General features: G+C 35.6%; 27 protein-coding genes. 10 read left to right on the top strand and 17 right to left on the bottom strand.

The window, feature by feature from the left end; translation table 11 throughout:
- On the top strand, window positions 1–1981 hold a 1981-nt coding region (locus ACNI3T_RS08965), incomplete at its 5' end, for a heavy metal translocating P-type ATPase (RefSeq protein WP_418227501.1).
- Window positions 1978–2769, top strand: coding sequence for a cation efflux transmembrane domain-containing protein (locus ACNI3T_RS08970; RefSeq protein WP_418227502.1), 792 nt, complete (start codon window positions 1978–1980; stop codon window positions 2767–2769). The genes ACNI3T_RS08965 and ACNI3T_RS08970, both read left to right, overlap by 4 nt.
- A 55-nt stretch (window positions 2770–2824) precedes the next feature.
- Here the strand turns inward: ACNI3T_RS08970 and ACNI3T_RS08975 are convergent, their stop codons facing one another.
- The 10 genes from ACNI3T_RS08975 to ACNI3T_RS09020 all read right to left on the bottom strand — a co-directional run bounded on the left by ACNI3T_RS08975 (window position 2825) and on the right by ACNI3T_RS09020 (window position 10977).
- Window positions 2825–3100: a hypothetical protein gene (locus tag ACNI3T_RS08975; RefSeq protein ID WP_418227503.1), complete on the bottom strand. Its 276-nt coding sequence runs from the start codon at window positions 3098–3100 to the stop codon at window positions 2825–2827.
- Between the two features lie 260 nt (window positions 3101–3360).
- On the bottom strand, window positions 3361–3879 hold the full coding sequence (locus ACNI3T_RS08980; protein WP_418227504.1) for a hypothetical protein: 519 nt from the start codon (window positions 3877–3879) through the stop codon (window positions 3361–3363).
- Between the two features lie 192 nt (window positions 3880–4071).
- The gene (locus ACNI3T_RS08985) at window positions 4072–4521 is read right to left on the bottom strand and encodes a DUF6730 family protein (protein ID WP_146167168.1); all 450 of its coding nucleotides are present in this window, start codon (window positions 4519–4521) and stop codon (window positions 4072–4074) included.
- Between the two features lie 2 nt (window positions 4522–4523).
- Window positions 4524–5357 (bottom strand): relaxase/mobilization nuclease domain-containing protein, encoded by an 834-nt coding sequence (locus ACNI3T_RS08990; protein WP_108170454.1) that lies wholly within the window; start codon window positions 5355–5357, stop codon window positions 4524–4526.
- Entirely contained in the window at window positions 5354–5650 is a 297-nt protein-coding gene (mbpA, locus tag ACNI3T_RS08995; RefSeq protein WP_108170453.1) for a mobilization protein MbpA, read from the bottom strand. Before mbpA ends, ACNI3T_RS08990 begins: the two co-directional genes overlap by 4 nt.
- A gap of 101 nt (window positions 5651–5751) precedes the next feature.
- The gene (locus tag ACNI3T_RS09000; RefSeq protein WP_418227505.1) at window positions 5752–6606 is read right to left on the bottom strand and encodes a toprim domain-containing protein; all 855 of its coding nucleotides are present in this window, start codon (window positions 6604–6606) and stop codon (window positions 5752–5754) included.
- A gap of 212 nt (window positions 6607–6818) precedes the next feature.
- Window positions 6819–8006, bottom strand: coding sequence for a VapE domain-containing protein (locus ACNI3T_RS09005; protein ID WP_108170451.1), 1188 nt, complete (start codon window positions 8004–8006; stop codon window positions 6819–6821).
- Window positions 8007–8110: 104 nt separating this feature from the next.
- Window positions 8111–8404 (bottom strand): helix-turn-helix domain-containing protein, encoded by a 294-nt coding sequence (locus ACNI3T_RS09010; RefSeq protein ID WP_418227506.1) that lies wholly within the window; start codon window positions 8402–8404, stop codon window positions 8111–8113.
- A 140-nt stretch (window positions 8405–8544) separates the two neighbouring features.
- The gene (locus tag ACNI3T_RS09015) at window positions 8545–9654 is read right to left on the bottom strand and encodes a hypothetical protein (RefSeq protein ID WP_418227507.1); all 1110 of its coding nucleotides are present in this window, start codon (window positions 9652–9654) and stop codon (window positions 8545–8547) included.
- A gap of 87 nt (window positions 9655–9741) precedes the next feature.
- Entirely contained in the window at window positions 9742–10977 is a 1236-nt protein-coding gene (locus ACNI3T_RS09020; RefSeq protein WP_108170448.1) for a phage integrase SAM-like domain-containing protein, read from the bottom strand.
- Window positions 10978–11782: 805 nt separating this feature from the next.
- Between ACNI3T_RS09020 and ACNI3T_RS09025 the strand changes: the two genes are divergently transcribed.
- The 5 genes from ACNI3T_RS09025 to rfbB all read left to right on the top strand — a co-directional run bounded on the left by ACNI3T_RS09025 (window position 11783) and on the right by rfbB (window position 16125).
- The gene (locus ACNI3T_RS09025; RefSeq protein WP_418227508.1) at window positions 11783–12256 is read left to right on the top strand and encodes a UpxY family transcription antiterminator; all 474 of its coding nucleotides are present in this window, start codon (window positions 11783–11785) and stop codon (window positions 12254–12256) included.
- A 115-nt stretch (window positions 12257–12371) separates the two neighbouring features.
- A complete protein-coding gene (locus tag ACNI3T_RS09030; RefSeq protein ID WP_418227509.1) occupies window positions 12372–13385 on the top strand; it encodes an NAD-dependent epimerase/dehydratase family protein in 1014 nt (337 codons plus the stop codon).
- A gap of 27 nt (window positions 13386–13412) precedes the next feature.
- A complete protein-coding gene (gene cysQ / locus ACNI3T_RS09035) occupies window positions 13413–14201 on the top strand; it encodes a 3'(2'),5'-bisphosphate nucleotidase CysQ (protein WP_418227510.1) in 789 nt (262 codons plus the stop codon).
- Between the two features lie 35 nt (window positions 14202–14236).
- On the top strand, window positions 14237–15112 hold the full coding sequence (gene rfbA, locus ACNI3T_RS09040; protein ID WP_418227511.1) for a glucose-1-phosphate thymidylyltransferase RfbA: 876 nt from the start codon (window positions 14237–14239) through the stop codon (window positions 15110–15112).
- Complete coding sequence (gene rfbB, locus ACNI3T_RS09045; RefSeq protein ID WP_418227512.1) at window positions 15109–16125, top strand: dTDP-glucose 4,6-dehydratase; 1017 nt, start codon at window positions 15109–15111, stop codon at window positions 16123–16125. The genes rfbA and rfbB overlap by 4 nt, the downstream gene beginning before the upstream one ends.
- A gap of 137 nt (window positions 16126–16262) precedes the next feature.
- On the opposite strand, the gene ACNI3T_RS09050 is transcribed toward rfbB, so the two are convergent.
- The 7 genes from ACNI3T_RS09050 to ACNI3T_RS09080 all read right to left on the bottom strand — a co-directional run bounded on the left by ACNI3T_RS09050 (window position 16263) and on the right by ACNI3T_RS09080 (window position 23157).
- Window positions 16263–17918 carry an ABC transporter ATP-binding protein gene (locus ACNI3T_RS09050; RefSeq protein WP_418227513.1) on the bottom strand — a complete coding sequence of 552 codons (1656 nt, stop codon included), beginning with the start codon at window positions 17916–17918 and terminating at the stop codon, window positions 16263–16265.
- Between the two features lie 89 nt (window positions 17919–18007).
- A complete protein-coding gene (locus ACNI3T_RS09055; protein ID WP_418227514.1) occupies window positions 18008–18976 on the bottom strand; it encodes a nucleotidyltransferase family protein in 969 nt (322 codons plus the stop codon).
- 15 nt (window positions 18977–18991) lie between these two features.
- Window positions 18992–19420, bottom strand: coding sequence for a lasso peptide biosynthesis B2 protein (locus tag ACNI3T_RS09060; RefSeq protein ID WP_418227515.1), 429 nt, complete (start codon window positions 19418–19420; stop codon window positions 18992–18994).
- Window positions 19417–19692: a PqqD family protein gene (locus ACNI3T_RS09065; RefSeq protein ID WP_418227516.1), complete on the bottom strand. Its 276-nt coding sequence runs from the start codon at window positions 19690–19692 to the stop codon at window positions 19417–19419. Before ACNI3T_RS09065 ends, ACNI3T_RS09060 begins: the two co-directional genes overlap by 4 nt.
- A gap of 554 nt (window positions 19693–20246) precedes the next feature.
- A complete protein-coding gene (locus ACNI3T_RS09070; RefSeq protein ID WP_418227517.1) occupies window positions 20247–20372 on the bottom strand; it encodes a hypothetical protein in 126 nt (41 codons plus the stop codon).
- Complete coding sequence (locus tag ACNI3T_RS09075; protein ID WP_418227518.1) at window positions 20362–22275, bottom strand: asparagine synthase-related protein; 1914 nt, start codon at window positions 22273–22275, stop codon at window positions 20362–20364. The genes ACNI3T_RS09070 and ACNI3T_RS09075 overlap by 11 nt, the downstream gene beginning before the upstream one ends.
- Before the next feature lie 9 nt (window positions 22276–22284).
- Window positions 22285–23157, bottom strand: a complete 873-nt coding sequence (locus tag ACNI3T_RS09080) for a hypothetical protein (protein ID WP_418227519.1) — start codon at window positions 23155–23157, stop codon at window positions 22285–22287.
- Between the two features lie 668 nt (window positions 23158–23825).
- Here ACNI3T_RS09080 and ACNI3T_RS09085 point away from each other — a divergent pair.
- The 3 genes from ACNI3T_RS09085 (at window position 23826) to ACNI3T_RS09095 (ending at window position 26421) form a co-directional block, all read left to right on the top strand.
- Window positions 23826–24824 carry a mannose-1-phosphate guanylyltransferase gene (locus ACNI3T_RS09085; protein WP_418227520.1) on the top strand — a complete coding sequence of 333 codons (999 nt, stop codon included), beginning with the start codon at window positions 23826–23828 and terminating at the stop codon, window positions 24822–24824.
- 28 nt (window positions 24825–24852) lie between these two features.
- Window positions 24853–25968 (top strand): GDP-mannose 4,6-dehydratase, encoded by a 1116-nt coding sequence (gene gmd, locus ACNI3T_RS09090; RefSeq protein WP_418227521.1) that lies wholly within the window; start codon window positions 24853–24855, stop codon window positions 25966–25968.
- A 66-nt stretch (window positions 25969–26034) separates the two neighbouring features.
- Entirely contained in the window at window positions 26035–26421 is a 387-nt protein-coding gene (locus tag ACNI3T_RS09095) for a GxxExxY protein (RefSeq protein ID WP_418227522.1), read from the top strand.
- The last annotated feature ends 108 nt before the right edge of the window (window positions 26422–26529 follow it).

Here is a 26529-nt window from a genome sequence, read left to right on the forward strand (position 1 = left end):
GGCTGATAGCCACGGGGCAGGTGAAGAACATTCCCACGCACACGGAGGTATTTTTGGGAAAAATACAGAGCTTATTTTTGCTATTATTTGTGGTGTTTTGTTAGGAATAGGTTTTGGATTATCCTTTGTAGAATCAGTTCCGCAATGGATTAGCCTTGCACTTTATATAGGAGCCTATTTCTTTGGAGGATTTTATACTGCTAAAGAAGCTGTGGAAACCGTAGCCAAAGGTGGATTTGAAATTGATTTTCTCATGCTGGTCGCAGCTATTGGAGCAGCTATTTTGGGAGAATGGGCAGAAGGGGCATTATTATTATTTCTCTTCAGCCTGGGGCATGCCCTGGAGTATTATGCAATGAACAAAGCACGCAAATCTATAGCCGCATTGGCAGAATTGGCACCAAAAACAGCTTTGGTTAAGAAAAATGGTAAAACGGAAGAAGTTGGTATCGAAAAACTCACTATTGGAGATATCATTGTCGTAAAACCAAATAGTAAAATATCAGCAGATGGCGTAGTGGTAGACGGGCAGAGTAGTGTAAACCAGGCTCCAATAACCGGGGAGAGTGTACCGGTAGATAAAGTTCCCGTAGAAAATGTTGAGAAGGATTACTCTGAGGTAGATGATATCAAAGATGAAAACCGCGTTTTTGCAGGAACGATCAATGGGAACAATACTTTGGAGATTAAAGTTATCAAAGCAGCCAAAGATTCAACGCTTTCCCGGTTGGTGAAACTGGTTAACGAAGCTCAGACTCAAAAATCGCCTACCCAGTTGCTCACCGATAAATTCGAAAAATATTTTGTGCCATCCGTTCTTATTTTGGTCGGAATTCTTTTGTTCGCTTTTTTAGTTATTGACGAACCCTTTAGCGCCAGCTTTTACAGGGCAATGGCGGTACTGGTAGCTGCAAGTCCCTGTGCGTTGGCAATCTCGACCCCGAGTGCTGTATTGAGTGGAGTGGCCAGAGCGGCCCGTGGTGGTGTATTAATTAAAGGAGGCCGACCACTAGAGGATTTGGGAGAATTGACCGCCCTCGCCTTTGATAAGACCGGCACTCTAACGGAAGGAAAGCCAAAACTTACGCAAGTAGTACAACTTGGGGATATTTCAGAAAATGAACTTCTCAAAATAGCAGTAGCCGTAGAAAGTTTAAGTGATCATCCCCTGGCCAAAGCAGTAGTTCGTGATGGAAAGGAGCGCCTGGAAGGCGAGGAAAGCCCGGATGCTTCCAATCTGGAAGCCGTGTTAGGAAAAGGTATTAAAGCAACTTTGGGAAATGATAAGATCTATGTTGGTAATTTGGATCTATATGAAGAACTAAATGATACTAATCCTTCGGAAGAAATAATTACAAAAGTACGCGATCTCGAAGGTGGTGGAAACACCACGATGCTTCTTCGTAAGAATGAAAAATATATAGGCATCATTGCATTAATGGACACCCCACGGGAGGCAGCAAAGAAGACCCTTTCTGAATTGAAGGAAATAGGAATTAAACGAATGATCATGCTTACCGGTGATAACCAGAAGGTAGCAGACGCTGTGGCAGAAGAAATAGGATTGACCGATGCCTGGGGTAGTTTATTGCCGGAAGAAAAGGTAGAAGCTATAAAAAAACTGAAAAAGAAAGAATCTAAAGTAGCAATGGTAGGCGATGGTGTTAACGATGCGCCTGCCATGGCAAATAGCACCGTAGGAATCGCTATGGGTGCTGCGGGAAGTGATGTTGCCTTAGAAACCGCTGATATTGCTCTTATGGCCGATAAATTGGAAACCCTTCCCTTTGCTATTGGATTAAGTAGAAAAGCTAAGGCAATTATTAAGCAGAATCTATGGGTAAGTCTTGGAATTGTGGCTTTGCTTATCCCCGCAACAATTTTTGGTTTCGCAAATATTGGAGTAGCGGTAGTTATACACGAAGGTTCCACACTTTTGGTAGTATTTAATGCATTAAGACTTTTAGCTTATAAAAAATGAACAAAAGTACCTTCATAGTCAGTCAAATGGACTGCCCCTCCGAGGAGCAGATGATCAGGATGAAACTAGAATCTTATGAACAGATAAAGTATCTTGATTTTGATATCCCCAATAGAAAACTTGAAGTATATCATCATGAAGGGATTCAAGACATTCATTCCTCGATTTCAGAATTAAAATTAGGTGATAAATTTATAGGATCAGAAGAGGCGGAAGTTCCAGTTATGGAAAACGAAACCAAACAAAAAAATATTCTTTGGTGGGTGTTGGGTATTAATTTTGGGTTTTTTCTTGTTGAAATGATTACGGGTTGGATATCTTCTTCGATGGGCCTTATCGCCGATTCTCTTGATATGCTGGCAGATTCGATAGTATATGCGCTGAGTTTATTTGCAGTAGGTGGTGCAGTTTCAAGAAAAAAGAAGGTCGCAAAATTTAGTGGGTACTTTCAAATGTTACTGGCGACTCTTGGATTTACAGAAGTCTTGCGCAGGTTTTTTATGAGTAGTGAAACTCCTTTATTCCAGTGGATGATTATTATTTCTTCTTTGGCACTTGCCGGAAACTTAATCTCATTATGGCTAATCAACAAAGCTAAAAGTAACGAAGTCCACATGCAAGCCAGTGCCATTTTTACTTCAAATGATATTATCGTGAACGGCGGAGTAATTTTGGCGGGTGTTTTGGTTTATTTTTTAGGAAGTAAATGGCCAGATTTGATCATTGGCGGTATTGTCTTCACATTTGTGATGCGTGGGGCAATTAAAATATTGAAATTATCAAGGTAAATCTGGAAAAAAATCATACATCAAAATGCCTATTACATAATGAAAAAAATGGGAACTATACAGACGAATTAAATATGGAGTCATTTGTAGATTGAGTAATATTACATCCGTTGCAGATAGCAATAGGTGAGTTTAGATGTTCATATAGTAGAGTCCTGCTATTGATAATAATCTCAAATTCCTGGTTGTGACATCGGTCTTTATAAATGGCGTAATATTTCGCAGTTCTTAAATCATTGAAAGGATAGCCGTTTTTAAACTTCTTTAAAAATTCCTCTTCCGAATAAACAAAGCCCTCAATATCATTAATGGTTTTAATTGTGAAATACATTTCAATCATCTTCTGAGATTCTAAATTGGGACTTGGGTCGATATAAATTTTTTTCTGTTTTAAGGTTGAATAGGTTTTATACTATAAAGCTTTAAAATATTAATCCATTAATATAATATTCAATAAATATTATATTATGGGGTTTTTTATATTAATAATATCTGGAACTAGACAAGTAAAATGTGTTGAATGATTGTTAAATGCATATCATCAAAATCAACAAAAAAAGACTCTTTCCTAGTAGAAAGAGCCTAGGCCTTCTATTTCAGATTGGGATGAAAAGTGTGTCTTAAAATACTTACGTTATTGTTCACAAATCCTAATTCATGATTTTTTTGGCTATGATCATCCTTATAAGAAGACTTGTAGGGTTTACCAGATGTATTTCTTTTCCATACGATCCAAACGGCCTTGTAGCCAATCTCTGCAGATACCTCCAGTTTTTTGTAATTGTATTGCTTATTAGAACTATCTAATTCAATCGCAATATCTTTCTCATCGGGGTTAATTATTATGAAATCTACTTTCCCAATGCAGGTCTTTCTTTTGTGGGCTATTCTTATATGTTCTGGCATTTTGATATCTACCTCTCGTACGACTCTCAAATCGAGTCTTTTACATGTTTCTAGTATTGAGTGTGTCATTGCTTTAGTAAAATCGGATTTATTTGGGATGTAGATATAATCAAATCTGCCGATATCAATTTTCTCTATATCATTCATAATATGCTCCATAATCTCTTGATTAGTTAAACATTTTTTAGAATTCTGATCTTTCATAATATTCAGGTTTTAATTAATTAAAATTTCAACATTTTTTTTTCGTGCATAACAGAAAAGCCAATTCATTATGATAAAAGCGTGTAAAAAGCATCGCGGCTTTAAGGCGCTTATCAAAATGAACTGGCTAGTTTTGCTAAAGAAAAAAGAGGTGAAGTCTCTAATTCAAAAGGAATTAATTAGGTTTAATGATCAATTGCTCTTGGTTAACCATTCATTATAAATGTGACTAGCATCTTTATTCTCGCTGAGAAATTTTTTAACATGAGTTAGAACCTGCTCCTGGCCTTTATCATATGCTGCCTTTTCTATATCTGGGATAGAACTGATTTTATAAATTGAATAGGATACAAAAAGCAAGGATAGCAGAGCAAGAGATAATTTAGAGATAATCATCCAGCGTGGTTGTTCTTGAGAATCTACAGTTTTTGTTACTACTTCTTGAAGATGACAAAGGCATCTTTCCTGTTTTTTATTCTGCTCCTCAAGGTTTTTAGTTAAAGTGTTTTTTACATCATCTAAATCTAGCTTTACTTTCATTTGAGATAGTTTTTTATTTATCTCAGCTAATTTTTCTACTGATGTTCTGAATTCAGCAATTTCTTCGGTCATTAAACCGACTATTTCTTCAATTTTTGCCATACTTATCTATTTATTCCTCTGTTATTTCCGTTATCGCGTTTTAACGCCTTTTCTAGACTAGGATGTAAACTATAAAGGTCAGACCCTATTTCAATTTTCCTGTTTTTAATAGTTTTCGAGTCAAGAAATAATTCTTTAATTAAATTAGAACCTGTCAATTTCCAATTTACTTCGCTGCCTTTGAATTCTGAGTTTTTGAATTTGTATCGGAATCCTTGCAACTGGTTTGATTTATTGATAATCGGTCTGACTTCAATTTCCTTTTGTTTTAAAAGTTTGAAATATTCATCTATAGTTTTCGGTTTTTTCTTTATTACCGATTGATGATTTTTAAGGATTTCATTTCGTACGGCTTTTGTTTTGTTTCTTTTCCTTATTTGAATTTCCTCGACAGTAGTAAGATTCAACTCTTTTGCTATTTCTTTTGCAATTCTCTGACATTCCTTGCTAATAAATGAATCATTATAAGCCTTACCTTGAAAATTGATGCGGTTACAGTAAAGGTGAATATGCAAATGTGCTTTGTCGTTGTGGGTGAATCCTATGGCTTGACGATCACCAAATTGAAGTTTCTCCATAAACCGTTCACAAATGTTTTTCAACAATCGCTTATTCAATTTTTCTTTATCTTCTATGCAGGGACTTATTACAATACTTATAGTATTTTTAATACAAACCGTATTCAATCGCTGAATCATTGCAAATTCCTTTGAGATCTCTGCAGGATTATCTCCTATTAAATTTTGATTAAACACAATTTCAGCGTCTTTTTCATTGTTCCATCCATATTTAATGGAAGCTTTAGTGTGGGATAAACAAGAGGCTTTACTTATCATTTATTTAATTTTTTTAATTGTTCTTTTATTTCATCAGCTAAATCATATACCGCCTTGGTTAGACCTGGATCTTTTTTCCTAAACATATTACCAATCCATTTGAAGTTGTTGTGGAATGTTACCAGATTCTGATATATTTCAATTTCCTCTTCGGTTAACCTTTGAACGACTTTTTTATCCATAGCTGATCTTCTGCAATATTCACTAACACTTAAAGAAGCATTTTTGGCTTTTATTCTTATAAGTTTTTTTTCAAAAATGGTACATCGAAATTTTGTAACTACTTGTTTCATTTTTTTTGTTTTCTTTTTGTGAATAGAATGAGCAAAACAAGAGTGTGTTTTGGCCTTTGGGCCACAAGCACACCTCTTGAAATGCCACTCTGTTTAATTAATTATTTATGAGGTTGAGAATTCATGATAAATTCATTTAAGTCCTTGAAATCTTTGTATTTCTGACTATTGTCTATGACGTTTGTTCTACAACTCTTTAGGAAATTGAAACCACGTCTACCGGCATCATCATTATCAAAGAATATCTCTATAGAGTTATAATTTTTTAGGAGGGGAGTTGCTTTTCGAACTAATGCTGTGGAATTACAAATGATAAAATCAGAAGCATTTGAATTGAAGGAAAAATAATCCTGATAAGTAAGGAAGTCTATAAAACCTTCGAAAATTTTTACTGTGTGTGAGTTGTTATTTATAGTGGTAATATCTTTTGCGCCTTTACAACCTTTAAAATATTTATTGCGAAGCTCTGTACCACCTGAATTGTTTCTGAATGCAATGGCGAAGTAATTCTTACCCTGGCACTTAAAGTAAACTTCAAAACAATAGGTTTTTGCTATAGTTTGAGATATACCTCTGGATTTCAGATAATTTAATAACGCTCTATTCTGTAAATTCTGTTCTTTAAGGACTTCATACTTAAATTCCTCTTTTCCTCTTGAAATTTTCTGCTGTTGAAAAGAAAAAGAACCCTCGCCCAAAAAGCTTAATGCACTGCTTACTGAGCAATTTTTTAAATGGGTAATCAAGTCAATAGGGTTTCCCCCGATTCCTTCCCCGTGATCATACCATTTATTTAATCTTTTTGAAACTTTAAAAGAGGGTTTAGTTTCGTTACGGAAAGGACTGAGAAACCAGGCTTCATTATTATTTTCTCTTTTACATACTGCATTCAATTGTTGCAGTAAATCAAGTAAGTCGATTTTTTTGGCTGACTCACAATTTATCGTTTTTTTCATATTTTAAAATTTTAAATTACCTTCTTACCTATGTATTGATAATCAATTATTTGTAGTTGGAATCAATGATTAATTAAGTCGCCTGTCTTACCTAAGGTCTCTAATTGAGGTAAGCTGAAGGTGACTTTAATTCATTAATCTTACCTATTTGAAATACTTGATATTTAGGGAACCACCTTTATCTAGGTAAATAGGTAAGATGATTTTAATATTTATTTATTTTCTAATTCCCAAGGGCTAACTTTGAATAGAGGTTTTGCCAAATAGCCATACAGTTGTCGCTTTGGATGTTTCACTCTCGGAAAATTTTGAGCGCTAAGTGCTCTTCCCATATTTATCTTACTTAAAGACAAATTGAGAGAATTAAGGTCATTGGTAATTTCTGTTGCAGTTAAGAAATCAGTCATTTCTTTTCCTGGGTAATAGTACTTTGTAAGAATTTCTTCTTCCTGAGATAATTCTCGGTATTTAGAATTTCGAATCTCATTTAATCGGATATCTTCCAGAGTTAAGGTTGGCTCAAAAGATTTATCCTTATAGGCTAAATAATAGGCCTGAGCCCAAATGCTATTTATATCTATTTCTGATTTATAAGTGAAATCTATTTTACCTTTCAATTCAAAACAAAGCCACCTAACAGAGCCAGTTTCATCTTTCAGAAATGTGAATTCGTTAGTAGATCCGAGAAATGAGCATATGCGTGGGAGTTTAGAATTTTTACGATCATAAGGTAGTCTCTCGTTGATTCTCATCTTGGACATCATAGCTTTCCGCGAACCCAAGTCTTTTTTATTTTCACCATCAAAATCATCAAAAACAATTAGGAAATTCCTGGTTAATTGAATGTTTGCATCTTTTCCCCGGCCAATTTCTTCAGTATAATATGCCTTCAATCCAGGTGGGCAAATGTCTCTACACCAGGAAGTTTTACCAGAATTCTGACCTGGATGTACCAAGACAAAGCATTGTTTATTTACATAATTAGGTTCTAATGCACATCTTACAGCACGTACTAAAAACTTTTTAAAGTGATATTGGAATTGGTCCGCAAATTCTACTGGGACAAATTCTGCATATTTTTTTATCCAATCAACTTTGTCCCACTCCGGTAAATTCTCAAAATAATCGCGCATAGGATTATAGGACTCTATAAAATCAGATTTGATAAAGATTTCGAGTTTAGCTATTGATATTTTTATGCCCTCACTTTCAAGTTCAATTAATAAAGACTGTAAATTCAATATTCGCCATTTAGTATTATTTAAAAGTCGTAATTCGTAATCATGGGAAATTTCATTGTAGCGCAATTTGTATTTGGAAAAGATGTAATCTGAAGTTTGATGGTAAACGGTTTTGTTCTTTGGGTTTTCAAATCCATAGAAAATATTTTTAGCTTTCATAAAATGAATTTTTTGTTGAAAAGCCGTATATTTGCATAGCTTTCAACTAGTTAAACGGTTGTAAAAAGAATTAGACGTGGAGTGACAGCTCCACGTTTTTTTGGTTATGATTTAACCAAGTCTGGATTTCTTCGAGCGGTTTCGAGAAGTTCTCTTTTAGAATAGAATACGGAACCTGCTATTTTATAGAATGGAATAAGTTTCTTTTTCCTCCATCCAATTAAGCATTGCTCAGTTTTACCAAATAATTTAGCTGCCTCTTTTTGGGAAAGTCGATCTTCTTCTGGATCTATAACGGTCTGATTTACTAACTCGGTTTTCCGAATCCTGTTTACGACCAATTCAACAGTATGTTCCAGGTCTTTTTTTGTGAAACCATAAAGAATGGGTTTGTACATAATTAATAGATTTAGTTAAACAATTCATTTCTGTTTTGTTTCGCTAAATTCTATTAATGCTATAAAAAAGTGCTATACCACATTTTTTTGTGGTATATAATCTCAGACTATGACTAGTCTAATGAGGAGTATTATTTCTTCTAGTGCAAATGATGTTTTATTCTTTTTACAGCTTCGTTTGGAAATTCTGTCTTTTTGTAATAATAATCTCGGAAGGTTTTTGGATTATTAATTTCTTGAAACAATTGAAGCTTTCTAAACAGGGGTAAAAGATTTTCTACCTTTTTAAACTTAACTATTTCTTCAGTAGGTGTTTTGTCCCTATTTTTATTTTTATGCCAATTGGATAGAAATTTTATTAAAGATAATAGTTCATATCTTGATTCTTTAAAAACGCTTAAATTAGGGATATTCATTTCCTCAAAATTGTTGCTTGAGGAATGAAACGTGTCTATGAACTCCTTTATTAATTCTCTTTTCTCTTTATTTTGTTTTTTTATATCGAGCCATATGAAAAATATTGTATAGATTTTCTTTTTATCATAATTAAAAGCAAGTAAATTTCTTAGTCTTTGTTTTTTGTTTCGTGTAACGAATCCTTCTAGATACAAATAGATGTTTTCTTTACCTAAATTCTGCTGAAAATCGAGATTTAAAATTAACCATGAAAGGTCTGTTTTGTACATTTTAAGGTATACCCAGGTAAAATTCTGTTTGTAATCTTTAATTGAATTCGTTCCAGTTCGAATTTCAATTTCATTGGGTAGTGAGCTTAATTTTCTTTTAAACGCTAATTTAGCCTGTTTACTTAAATCTCTATTATTAATAATCTTTTGTTCAGACTTTCCATAAATTTTTGAAAGATCGTTTTTTATTATTTTCATCCAATCTTTCAGAGTAAAAAGAAATGGTGAAATGGCTAGCAAATTAGGATCGTTCAGTAAAATAGGTTTTGGATTGGTCAATACCCAGTCAAGATCGGAGAGTCCATAGCTTATTTTTAGAGTATTTAATGAAGCTTTAATTTTGTTTACCAAATATTCATCTATATCGCTGATGAATTTCTCCCAAGTATATTCTTTCTTAATTCCTACAGGTCTAAAATCTTTTATTTCAATTTCAATAATACCTTCTTCATCAATCCATTCATCCTCACCTATATTATTTTTATTTATTCTATAAAATTTCTCCCTTAATTGAATAAAGTAGAATGATCTATCTATTGGATTTAGATGATTTATATCATCCAAGTACATGATTTTATGGAATAATACGGGATATCTATATTTAAGTTTTTTTAGGTGTCTCACCTTAGTTTTATTATTAAATCGCATTTTTTAAAGCTTATTCCAGGTATTATCCATTTCCTGCTTTTTAAAATCTTCAGCAATTTCTACATAACGCTTAAATGATTTTTCATCAATATTTCCAGTTATATTTCGAACAACCATTTCCTTCATTCCGAGGAATAGAGAATTTGTAATAAAGGTCTTTTTGGCGGTGTGACTAGTGATGAGCTCATGCTTTGGCTGTACTTTATCTACTCGTCTTTGACCAATATATCTTGTAGTATTAACTGGTGTATCTATTCCCACTTTTTTGCAACATTCCTTTATGTATTTATTAAATTTTTGTCCAGAAATTGAAGGAATAGGTTCGTAGATGGTGCCGGCATACTTTTTAAGTATCGCTTTAGAAAAATTATTGAGAGGTGTTACATGCCCTATGCTTTTAGTTTTCTGAATACTCAGCCGAATTTCATCAGGGTAAATATTAGATGGCTTTAGTTGGCTCAAATCACTGAAACGTAGCCCGGTGAACGCACCCATACAATAGAAATCTCTAACGTGCTCTAATCTTTTAGAATCGAACTTATAGTTATAAAGCGCCATCAGTTCATCCATCGTTAAGTAAATAACTTCGATAGTATTATGAATCGTTTTGAACTTTTTAAACTCAAGGTTCTCATGATAATTCCTTTCATAAGCCCAGTTCATAAAGGTTTTGATTCCAGCTATGAGTCTTCCAAAATAATTATTTAGAGTATTCCTTTCATTGAAAGCATAATCACGGAATTTTTCATAGAAATTCAAATCGATATTATTGAAGCTTAGATCGTAATTTGAATACTTTTGGAAGTCTTTTATAAAATTTATGGTTGATACATATTTTTTTATTGTACCCTCTGCTTTAGAGCTGCGATTAGTTTCTATAAATTCATCAAACGACTTAATGAATTTGGGAGCGATGGAGTTTTTGCCAAAGTTTTTGTTCTCTAACTGTTGCAGAATATAATTTTTGTCAGCTTCGATATCATTCAAAAGAGCATATCGAAATATTAGTTTAACCTTATTTTCCAGATCATCTAGCTGTTTATTATATTCTACATGAAAATTATAATCCTCAGATTTCAGGTTAGGTTTAATTCTTTGATTCTTCCAATACTTCTCTAGGGTTTTTACGTTGCGCACACTTTTTCGAATTCTCTCGCCATTAGAAGTAATCAACATTCTTACAGGCATCAGCCCACTTTTAGTGATTTTATCTTTTCGAAGGGTGAAGGATACCTGCATATATTTGAACTGAAATTAATAGAATGTAGTGGAATTCTTATTAAAACTAATTAAAATTGATTAAACAGGGGGCTCTATAGGGGGAAAAAAATTTTATAAAATTGATTAACATCGATTAAACAGGATTAAACCAATGGTAGTCACACGCTAATACACAGCGTTAATACTGGTTAAAAACTATTAAAAAAGTATAGTAGCCCTAGTAGGCCAACAAAAATGTTAAAAACCCAAACTGAAAAGTTTGGGTTTTTTTTGTTTTACATATTGTTAGGGCGAGAAACTTGTCCCGAGCTTGTCGAGGGAAGTCTGCCGAAGAAATTCTGGGAATAGGAAATCGAATAAGGTTCCAGCGACCTTATGTAAGACTTCTTATCAATGTTGCTATCCTGAGCCTGTCGAAGGGAGCTTGCCCCAGGAAACTCTCAAAGGCGTCTATTAAATAAATTTTCATCTCAGTAAATCTTAGTATATTTTCCTACTACATTTAAGATGCTTATGCGGCCATCCTGAGTCTGTCGAAGGAAGCCTGTCGGAGGGAGTCTGTCTAAGAAATCCTGTAAAATCAAATCCGACCGTCCAGAACCAAAAAGTAGCTTAACAGCATAATATCTTCGGAATTTTTTTTGCTCGCTCCGTGAAATCACAAGCATTTAATGAACCTCAGTTCCACAACTTCTAGCAATGTAAGAGGTGTTAATTTGAAGCTCGCAAAAAATTGTTCCCCTGCCAGAAATTTCCGAACTTCGCGAAAGCATAGTTTCTAGACCCTACTGTGAAACCGAACATTCATTAAAACCGTCGCAGTATGCCCTGGTACGTAGCAAGAACAAGATCGAAACACGAGATCAAAACTTCAGAATATCTATCCAGAATGGGAATAGAGGTGTTTTGTCCCACGATCGTGGAAGTCCGTCAGTGGAGCGACCGTAAGAAGAAAGTCACCGTTCCGTTATTCCGATCCTATATATTTGTAAATATTGCTGAAAGTGAGAGGTCAAGAGTTTTTGATGCCCCCGGAGTGGTAAATTTTTTACAATGGCTCAATAAGCCGGCGATCGCCAAGGATGCTGAGATCGAAGCTATACGGTCCTGGCTTAATAATGATAAGATATCAGATCTGGAGGTTACCCAGTTTAAAGCCGGAGATCAGGTTAAACTAAAGTCTGGTAAAATGGCGAATCAAACGGCAGTGATCAAAGAGGTTGGTGACAAAAAGCTAAAACTTATCCTCGAAGAACTTGGCTGGATACTCACCGCAAGCGTGCACGACGTAGTTTAGAAACACTTAGCTCCTTAAAATTATAATTTATCGGTTTAATCCAATATTTTAGCAGCGAACTGACAGGACACAGATTGTTTTCTGTAGTTTTTGATCGTTTGAGCTTATAATCTTTATGAAGATATTAGTTACCGGAGCAGCCGGATTTATTGGATTTCACCTGTGCAAAAAACTTCTGCAGGAAGGACATGTGGTAGTTGGTCTGGATAATCTCAATGATTATTACTGCCCATCCCTTAAAATAGCACGCCTCGCAGAACTAGGAATTATTACGACGGCAGATTCCGCTTATAATCAGCCGGTGAATAGTGAGCTGTATCCCGATTTTATATTCCATAAGATGGATCTTCAGGATCGCGAAAACTTACCTGGACTTTTTAAAATTTATAAATTTGACCTGGTATGCAATCTTGCTGCGCAGGCGGGAGTACGTTATAGCATTGAAAATCCTAAGGCTTATGTAGATAGTAATCTTGTGGGGTTTGCTAACATTCTGGACTGTTGCCGACTTTATAATATTAAAGATTTCGTTTATGCCAGTTCTTCCAGTGTATATGGACAGAATAAAAAAGTTCCATTTTCCGAAGAAGATAGGGTAGATGAGCCTATTAGTTTATATGCGGCAACGAAGCGCAGCAATGAACTGATGGCGTATACCTATAGTCATCTCTACGGAATTCGCTGTACAGGTCTACGATTTTTTACAGTATATGGACCCTGGGGGAGACCAGATATGGCGATGTTTCTATTTGTAAATGCTATCAAAAATGGAGAACCCATTCGGGTGTTTAACGAGGGGAACCTGGAGAGAGACTTTACCTTTGTAGATGACATTATTAATGGAGTGAATGCGGTGATCAATGATTCAGAAACTGATAAAAATGCACTAAACCGCATATTTAATATTGGAAATAGCCAACCGGTAAAATTACTGGATTTTATTGAGCAAATTGAAACACAGCTGGAGATTAAAGCTAAAAAGAATATGATGCCCATGCAGCAGGGGGATGTAAATAAAACCTGGGCAGACTCCCGGCCGCTTATGCAGCGTTACGTATATGAACCAAAGGTTAATATCGAAAATGGTATAAAAGAGTACCTGAAGTGGTTTTCTGAATACTATCATTAATATCAGGGATTAGTAGAGAAATCGATTATGAAAAAGAACTTGGAGATTGCGATCAAAGCATCATTAGAAGCGGGAAAGCGGATCATGGAAATTTATGAGCATGAAGACTTTGAAGTAGTATTGAAGAATGATGATTCTCCGCTTACAAAAGCCGATCTGGCTGCGCATGAAATTATCATGAACCATCTTGCAGCTACAGATATTCCGGTGCTTTCAGAAGAGGGAAGGGATCTTTCCTATGAAGAACGTAAGAACTGGTCCAGCTTATGGATCGTAGATCCTATCGATGGCACGAAAGAATTTATTAAGAAAAATGGTGAGTTTACCGTAAATATTGCGCTTATCAAGGATCAAAAACCCGTGATGGGAGTGATCTATGTTCCGGCGCTTAAGGAACTGTATTTTGCTGCCGAGAATATAGGTTCATTTAAGGTAGATGATATCGTGGATTTCGACGGAATGGAAAGTTTAGAATCTTCTGCAGTAAAACTTCCGAAGAAAAATTTGAATAAAAAATTTACCGTAGTAGCGAGTAAATCTCACCTTTCCGAAGAAACTAAAGATTATATCAGTCAGCTGGAAGTAAAGCACGGCGAAGTGGATAGTATTTCAAAGGGAAGTTCGTTAAAGCTTTGTATGGTAGCCGAAGGTAAGGCAGATGAGTATCCGCGTTTTGCTCCTACTATGGAGTGGGATACGGCTGCAGGACAGGCGATCTGTACTTTTGCAGGTATGACTGTGTATGATCATAATACAGGCGAAGAAATGTTGTATAATCGCGAAAACCTGCTGAATAACTGGTTTCTGGTGAAATAGCTAGATTTGCAGCAATGCCATATAAATTTTAGAAAATGAAAGGAATTATTCTTGCCGGAGGTTCAGGTACCCGATTATACCCCATTACTAAAGGAGTGTCCAAGCAATTACTAAATGTATATGACAAGCCCATGATCTATTATCCGCTTTCAGTATTAATGCTTGCCGGGATCAGGGAAATTCTAATTATTACAACACCACAGGACAGAAGTAACTTTGAAAAACTGCTAGGTGATGGAAGTGATCTTGGCATGAACTTTCAATATGCTGTACAGGAATCACCAGATGGTCTTGCGCAGGCTTTTATCATCGGGGAAGAATTTATAGATGGAGATGACGTTGCTCTAATTCTGGGGGATAATATTTTCTACGGACACGGATTTACAAGTCTACTTCGGAAATCGGTCGCTACGGTGGAACAGGAGCAGAAAGCCGGAGTTTTTGGGTACTACGTAAACGAGCCGTCCAGGTATGGGGTGGCAGAATTTGATGCTGAAGGGAACGTTCTAAGTGTGGAAGAGAAGCCGGAAATACCAAAATCCAATTATGCGATCGTAGGTCTGTACTTTTTCCCAAATTCGGTTGTGGAAGTCGCAAAAAATGTAAAGCCTAGCAAACGTGGGGAACTGGAGATCACTTCGGTGATCCAGTCATATCTTGATGATCGTAATCTGAAAATGGAGATCATGCACAGGGGATATGCCTGGCTGGATACAGGAACACATGAGTCTATGCTTGAGGCAGGGAATTTTATTCATACCCTGGAAAAAAGACAGGGACTCAAAGTAGCCTGCCTGGAAGAGATCGCTTATGAAAAAGGCTATATAAGCAAGCAGGATCTGGCGCAACTGGCAGAAAAACTGGGGAAATCATCCTATGGTGAATATTTATTAAAGAGAGCAGGACAATGAACGATCTAAACAAAACGATCCTGGTTACCGGTGGTGCAGGTTTTATAGGTTCCAATTTTATACCTTATTACCTGGAACAATTTCCGGAACAACATATTATTAATCTCGATGCGCTTACCTATGCCGGTGATCTGGAGAATCTTAGCGAAGTGGAATCCAATCCTCGGTATCAATTTATAGAAGGCGACATCCGCAACCGTGAGCTGCTGGAAAAGATCTTTCAGGATCATAATATCCACGGAGTTGTTCATTTTGCTGCGGAATCGCATGTAGATAATTCTATTAGCAATCCAGGTGTTTTTATCGAAACTAATGTGAACGGAACTTTTAATCTTCTGGATGTTGCATTTAAGACCTGGATGAAAGCGCCTTTTGAATACAGGGAAGAATTTAGAGATTGTAGGTTTCACCATATTTCTACAGATGAGGTATATGGAAGCCTTGGGGAAACCGGGTATTTTACTGAAGAAACCCCGTATGCTCCAAACTCTCCTTATTCGGCAAGCAAGGCCGCTTCAGATATGGTGGTGCGTAGTTACCATCATACTTATGGAATGAATACGGTTATTACGAACTGCTCCAATAATTACGGTCCAAAGCAGCATAAAGAAAAACTGATTCCAACTATTATTCGAAAGGCCATAAGCGGGGAGGATATTCCTATCTATGGCGATGGTAAAAATGTAAGGGATTGGTTGTTTGTTGACGACCATTGTGAAGCGATAGATCTTGTGTATAAGCATGGTAGAGCTGGGGAAGTATATAATATTGGAGGTGATGCGGAAATGCAGAATATAGAGCTTGCTTATAAGATCTGTAAATTGCTGGACGAACTTAAACCAAAGGGTTCCGGAAGTTATAGTGAGCAGATCACCTTTGTAAAGGATAGAGCCGGACATGATCAGCGGTATGCTATTGATGCTAATAAGATCAGGTCTCAATTAAACTGGAAAGCAGAATCAGAATTTGAAGATGCGTTGACGGAAACGATAAGCTGGTATTTAAGTAGTTAGCATAAATTCCCTATTATAAATGCTAGTCATGCAGGCATGAAATAGATTGTAAGTATTTGGAAGTGGTACTAACTTCCGAATACCTCATATTTCAGTTATTTTCCTTCACTTTTGACAATCTTCGAGCGAGCGTTTAATTACCTGAGTTTAATAACTTTGTTACAAAAAGGTAAAATAGAAAGCCTGTGTGTTACGAACAAAATAGTGATCTCACTCTTTAATTGTACCAGAAGTTCCATAATTAGCTTTTCGCTTATTTCATCCAGAGATGAAGTAGCTTCATCGAGCAGAAGTATCTGCGGCTGTCTTAATAGAACCCGGGCGAGTGCAAGACGTTGTCTTTCACCTCCTGAAAAATGAAATTGGTAATTCACGATCACTTCATCGAGTCCGCTTTCTAAGCGATCTAAAAGATGTGAACCTCGTACCTGTACTAAAGTATTCTTTATCTCTTCATCTGATATTTTCCCCGGATTGTCCCAAATTAGATTTTCACGTAAAGTTCCATCTATAAAAAAGGCATCCTGAGGTAGATATCCAATTTGATGTCTCCAACTCTGTAAGTTTTCATCTTCAAGTATCTCATCATCTACCAATATTTCGCCAGATTTTGGTTGTTGTAAACCAGCGATCAAATCTATTAAGGTCGTTTTTCCTTTACCTGATTCACCAATGATTCCTGTAAGAGAGAACGCGGGTATTCTGGCACTAAAATCGTGAAATAGTTCTTCATTATCATAGGAAAAATTCAGATTTGTAATTCGAAGTTCATTTTGTAACCGAATTACATTTTTGGGGGTAGAAAATTCTACGTTAGTAGCAGAAAAGTTTTCATCTAGTTGCATAACCATTCGTACGGAAGCGAAATTGCTTATAATAATATTGATATCGGTACTAATCGTTGTGAACTGCGGGTAAACCCTTGAAAATAATATAATCAATATAAAAAATGAGGTTAGAGGAATTAGATCAAATTTATAACCTACATAAACTACTAAAGTAAGAACTATGATTCCTGAAATTCGATAGAAAAAAGTAGGGTAAGCGCTGTTTTTCTGCATCTTCATATCCAGTTTTAAAAGGGATGAAGAAACTGATTCAAATTTGTTGTAATAAAAAGCTTCAGATCCATGGACCTTAGCCATCTTCACGGTGGTCCAGAAGTCATCAATATATTTGAGAAGATGATTATAGGAATCCAAAAATCTCCCACCCAGATCAAAAGCTCTGAACATAAATTTACGGAGCAAGATGAAAATTAGTATTCCAACACAGGAAATGAACAGCGTAAACTTACTTGAGACGAACATTGCCCAAACCAGGTAAGATCCTGCCATAATTAAACCGGTAAGTACCCGCATGATAAAAAAGAAATAATCAGCCAGATTGGGAATTTCGGTACTTAGAACCTGCAAATGACCAGTTTTGCTTCGATTGTTTAATAACTGCCAGTCGGCCTTAATGATCTTCCGGAATAATCTGTTTCGTATCTCGTATATAAACCTTTGTTGATATCTGGCATCTAGCAAGCTTTTCCATAATTGCAAAACTGCCATAAACGACAGTAGCAAGACGTAAGTTATAAGAATGGTTTCCAGGTTTAATTGAAAGTTGACCTGCTCTGCCAGCTCTTTAAAAAATTTTGCAATTGGATTCTGATTATCACTATTTTCAGGAGTTAATAATTGTAAGAGTGGTATCAGGAGAACAATCGAGAGTCCGGAAAATACTCCAAGAAAAAGCGTTAAAGTAAAAAGAAGTAGAATTTTTCCCGGACGAAAATTCAAAAGCATTTTCAGGCTTTTAGTAAAATAAGGATCAATCTTCATATAAAAACGAATGCTTGAGAAATGAATTCTTCCGAGGGAAATTACAAAAAGAATCAGTTGCGATAGAACTCGAACACTTTGGAATACTTTCCGTAGAATATTATTGCAATAGTACTTAATTTAAATCTGAAGCCTGGAAAGCATTTCAGTTCAAAAAAATATGTCTTAATTCGATCCAGAAATGATTTACTATAATAGTCTTCATATTCGATTTGTGTGATCGCAAAATCAGAAAGTTTTGCTATATCTCTTTCAGGTAAGCAGGGTACTAGAGAAGATTCAGGGAAGTATTTTTCCAGGGTTGAATTGCAGAGGGCTACCATGCGGGTCGCATTCAATTGGGTAGTCAGCTCCACAAATTTATGTTTGTCAAAAGTGATGTTTTCTAAAAAATATTTTACATCAACGAGCCACTTTAACCTAAACCAGGCATGCTTCCCGCCGTGAATAATTAAATACAATAGTTCCAATTCATTATCAAAAATCTGGAAGCTTCGATTTTGAAATATTAGGTTTCTGGTATTTGATTTAATTACTTCTGCAAGAGTTCGATCATCAGTAACTCTGGATTTAAATAATTTCCAGTGAATTTCAATGTTAATATTGTTCTCAGGATTTGAAAGCAATATTTGATTTGACAGTTTTATTAATCTTTTTCTTTTTTTTGAATTATCCGGCCAGGGGAAGAGGGCTGTTTTGTAGCCATGCAATTCGAGTATAGAAATACATCTTTCAATATCTTTAGTAGAAACCAATAGATCCAGGTCATTGGAGTACCTGTAACCAGCATCTTGGTGAAGCCGGTAAGATAGCATCGGACCTTTTAATGGAATGAATGGTATCGTAGACTTTCGGAAGGCATCTGTTATCTTGACAAATTCACCTACCTGAAAAAGCAGATGGTATTTTTCCTGAAGATACTCCTTACTGCGATTCTCATTTAGTAGCGCATCGATCTGCTGATGAGATAAGCGGTGACGTTGATGAAGAACTTCACGATTTAGAAAAGTAAGGTTTGCCAATTTTCTTTTATTTATCTATTGGAATCCAGATATTTCGAAAAAATCGTCCAGATGTTCACCTCCTAAAATATTAGTACCTTCTATAGATAACCAGGCATGGGCTCTAAACTTTTTGTGAGGAGTTGGTGCTACTCCTATGTGTAAGGTGTTGTCATAAGATCGTCGTTCAAGCATTTTTCGGGTTGCAAGTGCTTTAATCAAACAGGTGTTTTTCCAGGGTGTACGATTTTCCAGACCATTAATTACGGTAGCTATTAATAAGGCTTTTCCTATTTTAGCTTCACCTCTGCTGTGAGAAGTTTCTGAAACAGGTGCTGGCATCCATTTCCTTGAAGCCTGATAACTAACTTTTAAGCGGTATATGAAAAGAAGTAATATTGCTTCTGGAAGTAGAATGATCTCTGAAAATGATAACTTCCTCGCTGGTAAAAATGAACCTATCATGCTGCAATCGATTCATTGAGAATGAGCTTTCGCGAAATCATCTCATCAATAAAACTATGAACATCTCTACTACAGGTTTCTTGATCTACTTCATATTCCTGTAAAAGTACATCAATGATTTCCTCGACAGTTTTGGGTGACTCAGTTAATAACTCCCAGATTCTGCTCCCTACAGGATCAAGACCATAATAAGACTCGGCTTCCATACACATTAGAACAGCCTCATTGCCGATTTTGCTGGAAAGTACCTTATTATTCACCTTATTTATCATATATCAATCACTAAAAATTAGAAAATGTTTAATTAAGCATACAAGCCTATTTCACTGAGATTTTACAGCTTTTGACTAAACTATTGTAAAATATTTAACTGTTATGTGTAAATTCGGAAGTACTCGATAACCTAAATATATACTCGATGAAATACACAGGTTCTCCTTAATTGACCAAGCCGAGACAACTATACCATGCTTGAAGAAGCGTGAAATAAAAGAGTCGACATAGTAGGGTTTTTGAAAAATAAGTGGATAATTGCGGATATGCGTTAAACAAAAATTGAGCGATTGGATTTCAATTTAGTTCAAAACTGAAGTGCATTATATAGAGAAGATTGAACTATTGAATTATTTGCTAATAACTAACGTGGCAATCTATATATAGCAAAACCTCTAATGTTTGTCCAATCGAATTACTGAATTGAAACGGGTGACATAATTTTGTATGTGAGAGAATGTTCTAAATAAAACTAAATAAGTCTGGATTACGTAAAACGGAAGAAACCCTGAAAATTTATATTTTCAGGGTTTCTATTATGATGAGGTAAAAATTAAGATCTTGGATTATTTCCACCATTATTAGTATCCGCATTTCCAGACGCTTTAGCTCCTAAAGTTTCACTAATAGGTAGCTCGCTCTTAATTCCTGGTTTAGACCATTGTGCTTTATTCTCCATATTTTTTATTTAAATTCCAGATATCATATAGTATCCAGATGGCAATATATAAATTATTCCATTGATTAGCCAAGAATATTTCGGCGCTGGATTGTTCTGCAAGTTCTTTAAGATTAGATACTACTTTTTCAATGTCAAATCTTTTCTGCAATTCCGGATGTTTTTTATTTCCTTCTTCTATAGTATTGATAATTTCAGGAATATCCTTACGAATGATGCTGGTAAAACCTGGTGAATAATATCCTTTATCCTTTCTTTTCCGAATGATGGATGGGATATAATCCTGCATAGCTTCTCTAATTAAACCTCTTTGAAACCCACGTGCGTAAAAATGCTCAATAGGAACTTTCATCAATACTTCCAGTACCCTTCTATCCATTAATGGATAGGTATATTCAATTTGATAATGAGAGGAACCGGTATCGAAATCTTCTCTGAATGACTCAGTATCGGTGGGTAATATGTGATCTTCAATTCTAAAACTGTATTCCGAAATATAACGGTTTCGGCTTTTCATGTTCATTAATATTCTCTTATGCTCCGGGTGATCTAGGTGGACGGGTATTTCAAATTCATGATCTGGATCGGCAGCTTTTCTCATACTCCAGACTCTTTTGACAGAAGTTGGGCTTAATGGAGCAACTAAATGATATTTCAGTAATTCAAAATTAGAAAGACCCATTGTGTCTTTTATTTGTAAGCTAAGAGAAGTTAGCTTTCTAAGTTTGAAATCTTTTAGCAAATGAGGCAATGGTAATAGACTTCTATTTGAAACGGTCATATCACCAATAAAACCAGACAACAAACGACGCACATTCACTTTTTCAAATCGTTTGTAAAGTGCTTCATCCACATAATTAAATGGACTGTAAATAGCATAATGTCTATCAAATCTAGATGTAAGATTACTTAGGAACTGTAATTGCGAACTATCAAAGTAGTCTGGTTTGATATTCTTCTCCTTAGCAAGTATTGCGTTTATGAATTCGCTTTCGTCCTGCGTATCATTGTCTTTCTTTGCCGGATCCAACATGGAGGAAACTGAATAGATTTCTCTATTTTTATTCCTAGCTATCCTTGCAGCCACACAAGCGATAGAACTGGAATCAAGCCCTCCGCTTAAAGGAACTCCTACCTCCGAAGTAGTACGCATTCTATTCTTAATTGCTCGTTCCATGGCAATTTTAAGAGCTGTGCCACTTTCTTCAACAGTTTTATACTGTCCTCTTTCTAGATATTTCAGAGTCCAGTATTTCGAGAGCTCAAACTTTTCTGAAGTTGCTGAATAATAATGAGCTGCAGGAAGTCTTTTTATATTCTTCCAGATGGTAGTACCAAGTTTAGCCTGAGAATCAAAGTAGTCTTGCAGTATATTAGTATGATTAATTTCAGTGTAGACGATGCTTAATTCTACAAGCGATTTCAATTCAGTGGAAAAAATAAGACGATGGTCTTCGAAATAATAGACAAATGGTTTAATTCCAATTTGATCTCGTGCACAATAAATCTCTCTTTTATCCTTATTCCAGATGGCAAAGGCAAAATCCCCATAAATATCTTTGACAAAATCTTTTCCGAATTTGATATAAGACCGTAAAAGTAAGAGAGGGTCGGTGATAGTTTCTCGTTTCGATAGAGGCGTGCCAATTCTATCCATGATCGCCTCGCGTTCATCAAGACGCGCATAAGCTGTGATCACAAATCCATCTTCTTCATAAGGTGATTTATCATAGATGGATTCCGGAGTAACCTGTAATAACATGTGTCCGAAGAACATGGATTCTTCGCGGTATATAGCCTGCCGGTCTGGTCCTCGGTGAGCCAGATCTTTCTGCATGGAAGTTATCCATTCATCCTGAATAGGTCGACCCTCAAAATCTATAATTCCAAATATTGCACTCATGAAACTGGATTAATCTGTTTTATAAAATTTGTCCAGGTAGTCCGCGATTGCCTGTTGAGTTTGTTGAATTGGTATGTGCTTAGGTCTGGATAGTTTTGTGACTTTGGTGAAATTACACATAGCAGTCAGATTATTGAAAAAAGAGGGTTCGTTCTCGGGCATCCCAAACATATATTCCAGCCGATATATTTCCTTTCGGAAAGTCATAATTTTTTCTACACCATCCATCTCCTTTATGCTTATAGAAGGATTGTCGTGAATATCCAATAAAAAAATATGATCAAGGGTAAAATGACTTTTAGTATATGATGCTAAGGGAAAGTAAAATTTTTCGGTCTCAGGGTCAATTTTACGTAAACTTTCCTTGCTTTGACTAAGCTGCTTAAGACTATCTTCCCATAATTTAATACGGTCACTCATAGTCCAGATCAAAGCCTGATTATTCTTTATAATTATTGGAGTAATATCATCTGTCAAAAATTCATTATTATCCAGAACAAATGCTGCGGTAAGTGAAGATTTTCCGGCTCCGGAATCCCCGCAAAACATAATTCCCTTATTACCATAAACAAAACAACTCCCGTGCATGGGCATAATTTTCCGTTGATGCAAAATTGCTCCATAGGTTGAGCCGTTTAAGTAAAGTTCAATAGTCTCTCTTTTAGCTTGTTCATTAAGGCATATGGATATAAAATTCCCGTTAGCAGCATAGAATGTGCCTACATCATCAACTTCCATTAAAAATTCGTTCTGAGTTACACGATAGAAATCATCAACATATAGTGGATCCTCGACCTCTTTTATGTTGTTGCTTATTTCGATTTTTACATCGGTTAAGGGGAACTTATAATACTGTTGAGGGGCTGTAATAGAATCTTTCAATTTATAAGATAAGTTTTAGCTATAATTGTAGATAATTCACAAACATAGAAAATATAAATTTTACAAGGTATTCAATTTGAGCCGTGATTTACTGAATTTAGGAGTCCTGATATTCAGGTTTAATATTTATTGGGTATTTCAGATGTTTTGCTAATCAATTATAAAATAAACTAAATAATTGATAAAGTTGAAATGAAATTTACTCCCGGAATTAGAAATCTAGCTCTTGTGAACTATTTGAGGGAATAATTCCACCCGGAATTGAAATATCGGTTTTAACTTTAATGAAATGTCTAAATTTTCTTCAGTATTATGAATTTCAAAATTTAAGGAATTATCAATTAAATGGCAATAAATCATGTCCTTGATAATTAACTTAACTTCTTAAGTTTAAGATTGATATATTCTTAATAATAATTGATTATCAGTGATTTATGTGTTCTGTCTAAAAATGATTGAGTTCAAATAAAGTTAAAATTTTTAACGTTTTGAATTTGACGATATGGATTATCTGGATTAATTTCGCAAGTTCTAATCAACCTGATCCGCCTAACCCTACTTATGTGTCTTTGGTCTAACCAGATCAAAGAATTTCAATCAGGTTTTATCGAAAATTTTGTTACGAGAGTTTCAATATGTGACTCACGGAGGCGAAGCCCTGTTAAATTATGTCTAAGATCATTCATGTATTACTAACTGGAGGAGTTGGTAGCCGACTATGGCCGCTCTCTCGAAAGTCAAGACCAAAACAATATATAGACCTGTTTGGAGGGAAATCGCTCTTTGAGCTATCAGTTCTACGGAATCAAAAGTTTTGCGATAACCTAACTATCGTTGGAAATGTTGATAATGATCATTTATCGCAGGAAGCTTTAATTAAAACCAGGACGATAGATCATTCCAGTATTATTGAAGCAACCCCACGGAACACGGCGGCGGCAATAGCATTTGCAGCTTTTTCTGCATATCCTGAAGATATTCTACTCGTTACTCCGGCAGATCATATAATTGTTGAAGGCGCAGCTTATAATGAAGCAGTTGAAGAAGCAATAGCATTGGCGAAAGAAGATAATATTGTCACTTTTGGTATCACGCCGACAAAACCTGAAACGGGATATGGCTATATAGAATTCAATGGAGATGATGTAAAATCTTTTAGAGAAAAACCAGATTTGGAAACCGCTGAAACTTTTCTTGATAGCGGAAAATTTCTCTGGAATAGCGGAATGTTTTGTTTTAAGGCTGGAATGTTCTTAGAAGAATTAAAAACATATGAGCCGGAAGTTTTCACCAGATCCAGTGAAGCCTGGTTTAATAATAAGGAAGGTGCATTAGATCTGGAAGACTCCTTAAAAATTCCTTCAATCAGTGTGGACTATGCAGTTATGGAGAGGAGCGATAAAATAAAGGTTATGAAGTCAGGTTTTGAATGGAGTGATATGGGAAGCTTTGAAGCTATCTATGATTATCTAATTGAGCAAGGACATGAAAAAGATGCCTATGGCAATATGGTAATAGGTTCAGATAAGTATACTGCTTTTGTAGGTCTTGAAAATTCTATTTTGGTTTGTACAGAAGACGCTAATCTGGTGCTGAGTAAAAAATGTTCCCAGGATGTAAAAAAGGTTTATCAGGAATTGGAAGTAACTAACTCACCCCTTACTTAATACGAGAGTACTAGTTTTAAAGAGTATAATGAATAAAGTAGCATTGATTACCGGTGTGACCGGACAGGATGGAGCTTATTTAAGTGAATTCCTATTAAAAAAAGGATATATAGTTCACGGATTAAAGAGAAGATCATCTCTTTTTAATACCGATAGGATTGATCATTTATATCAGGATCCACATGAAGATAAAAGAAACTTTATCCTGCATTATGGTGATATGACCGATTCTACAAATCTTATACGTCTTATTCAGGAAATTCAACCAGATGAGATCTATAACCTGGCTGCGATGAGTCATGTTCAGGTATCATTTGAAGTTCCGGAATATACTGGAAATGCTGATGGATTGGGGACTTTACGTATCCTGGATGCAGTTCGCTTGTTAGGGCTGGAAAAGAAAACCCGTATCTACCAGGCTTCTACTTCTGAATTATATGGAAAAGTTCAGGAAGTACCACAAACTGAAACTACACCGTTTTATCCACGTTCGCCTTACGCAGTTGCAAAAATGTATGCATACTGGATCACGGTGAACTACCGTGAAGCTTATGACATGTATGCATGTAACGGAATATTGTTTAATCACGAATCTCCGCTAAGAGGTGAAACTTTTGTAACTCGTAAGATCACCAGGGCAGCTTCAAGGATCGCTTTAGGACTTCAGGATAAATTTTACTTAGGTAACCTGGATGCACAAAGAGACTGGGGACATGCCAAGGATTATGTAAGAATGATGTGGATGATCCTGCAAGCCGAAGAAGCAGAAGATTGGGTGATCGCAACCGGAAAAACTACTCCGGTTCGAGATTTTGTAAAAATGGCCTTTGCTGAAGTCGGAATAGAACTCGAATTTAGAGGTGAGGGTGCTGATGAAAAGGCTTATGTAAAATCTTGTAGCAACGATAAATTTCAATTAGAAACAGGCAAGGAAGTGCTGGCGGTAGATCCAAAATATTTCAGACCTACAGAAGTTGATCTATTAATAGGAGACGCTTCCAAAGCAAACAACAAACTAGGCTGGACACCCGAGTACGATCTAAAAGACCTGGTAAAAGATATGATGGCTAGTGATATAAAGCTAATGCAAAAAGACCAGTACTTAAAAGAAGGTGGGTTTAAGACTTTGAATTATTTCGAATAATTAGATCACACGGATTTTAGCTGATTTCACGAAAAGACATTCCACAGATTAAAGCGGATTACACGGATGAGCAAATTGCTTTTTGAAGAGGAAACATTTGGGATTATTGGTACGTGCATGAAAGTTCACAAAAACCTTGGCAGTGGATTCCTGGAGTCAGTTTATCAAGAAGTTTTAGTCAAAGAATTCAGGAAGGAAGAAATCCCCTTTGAAGAACAGAAAAAGCTAAATTTATATTACGAAGGTGAAAAACTGGAGAAATATTTCAAAGCTGACTTTCTTTGCTATGACAAAATTATAGTTGAATTAAAATCAGTGGCTTTTTTAAACAAGAGTCTAGAGAGCCAGGTGATCAACTATTTGAAAGCCACAAACAAGGAGGTTGGTTTACTAATTAACTTTGGAGAAAAGAGTTTAAAGTGGAAACGCATTATAAATACTACGCAGTCTTAGCAAGTATCCGTGAAATAGTTTTTAGAAATCATTGGAATTTTGTTTTAAAAGAATCCGCACTATCCGTAAAAATCCGTGAAATCAACTGAGAAATTGAAGCAGCGGTCC

This window comes from Christiangramia qingdaonensis (assembly GCF_048381525.1).
GTDB lineage: Bacteria > Bacteroidota > Bacteroidia > Flavobacteriales > Flavobacteriaceae > Christiangramia.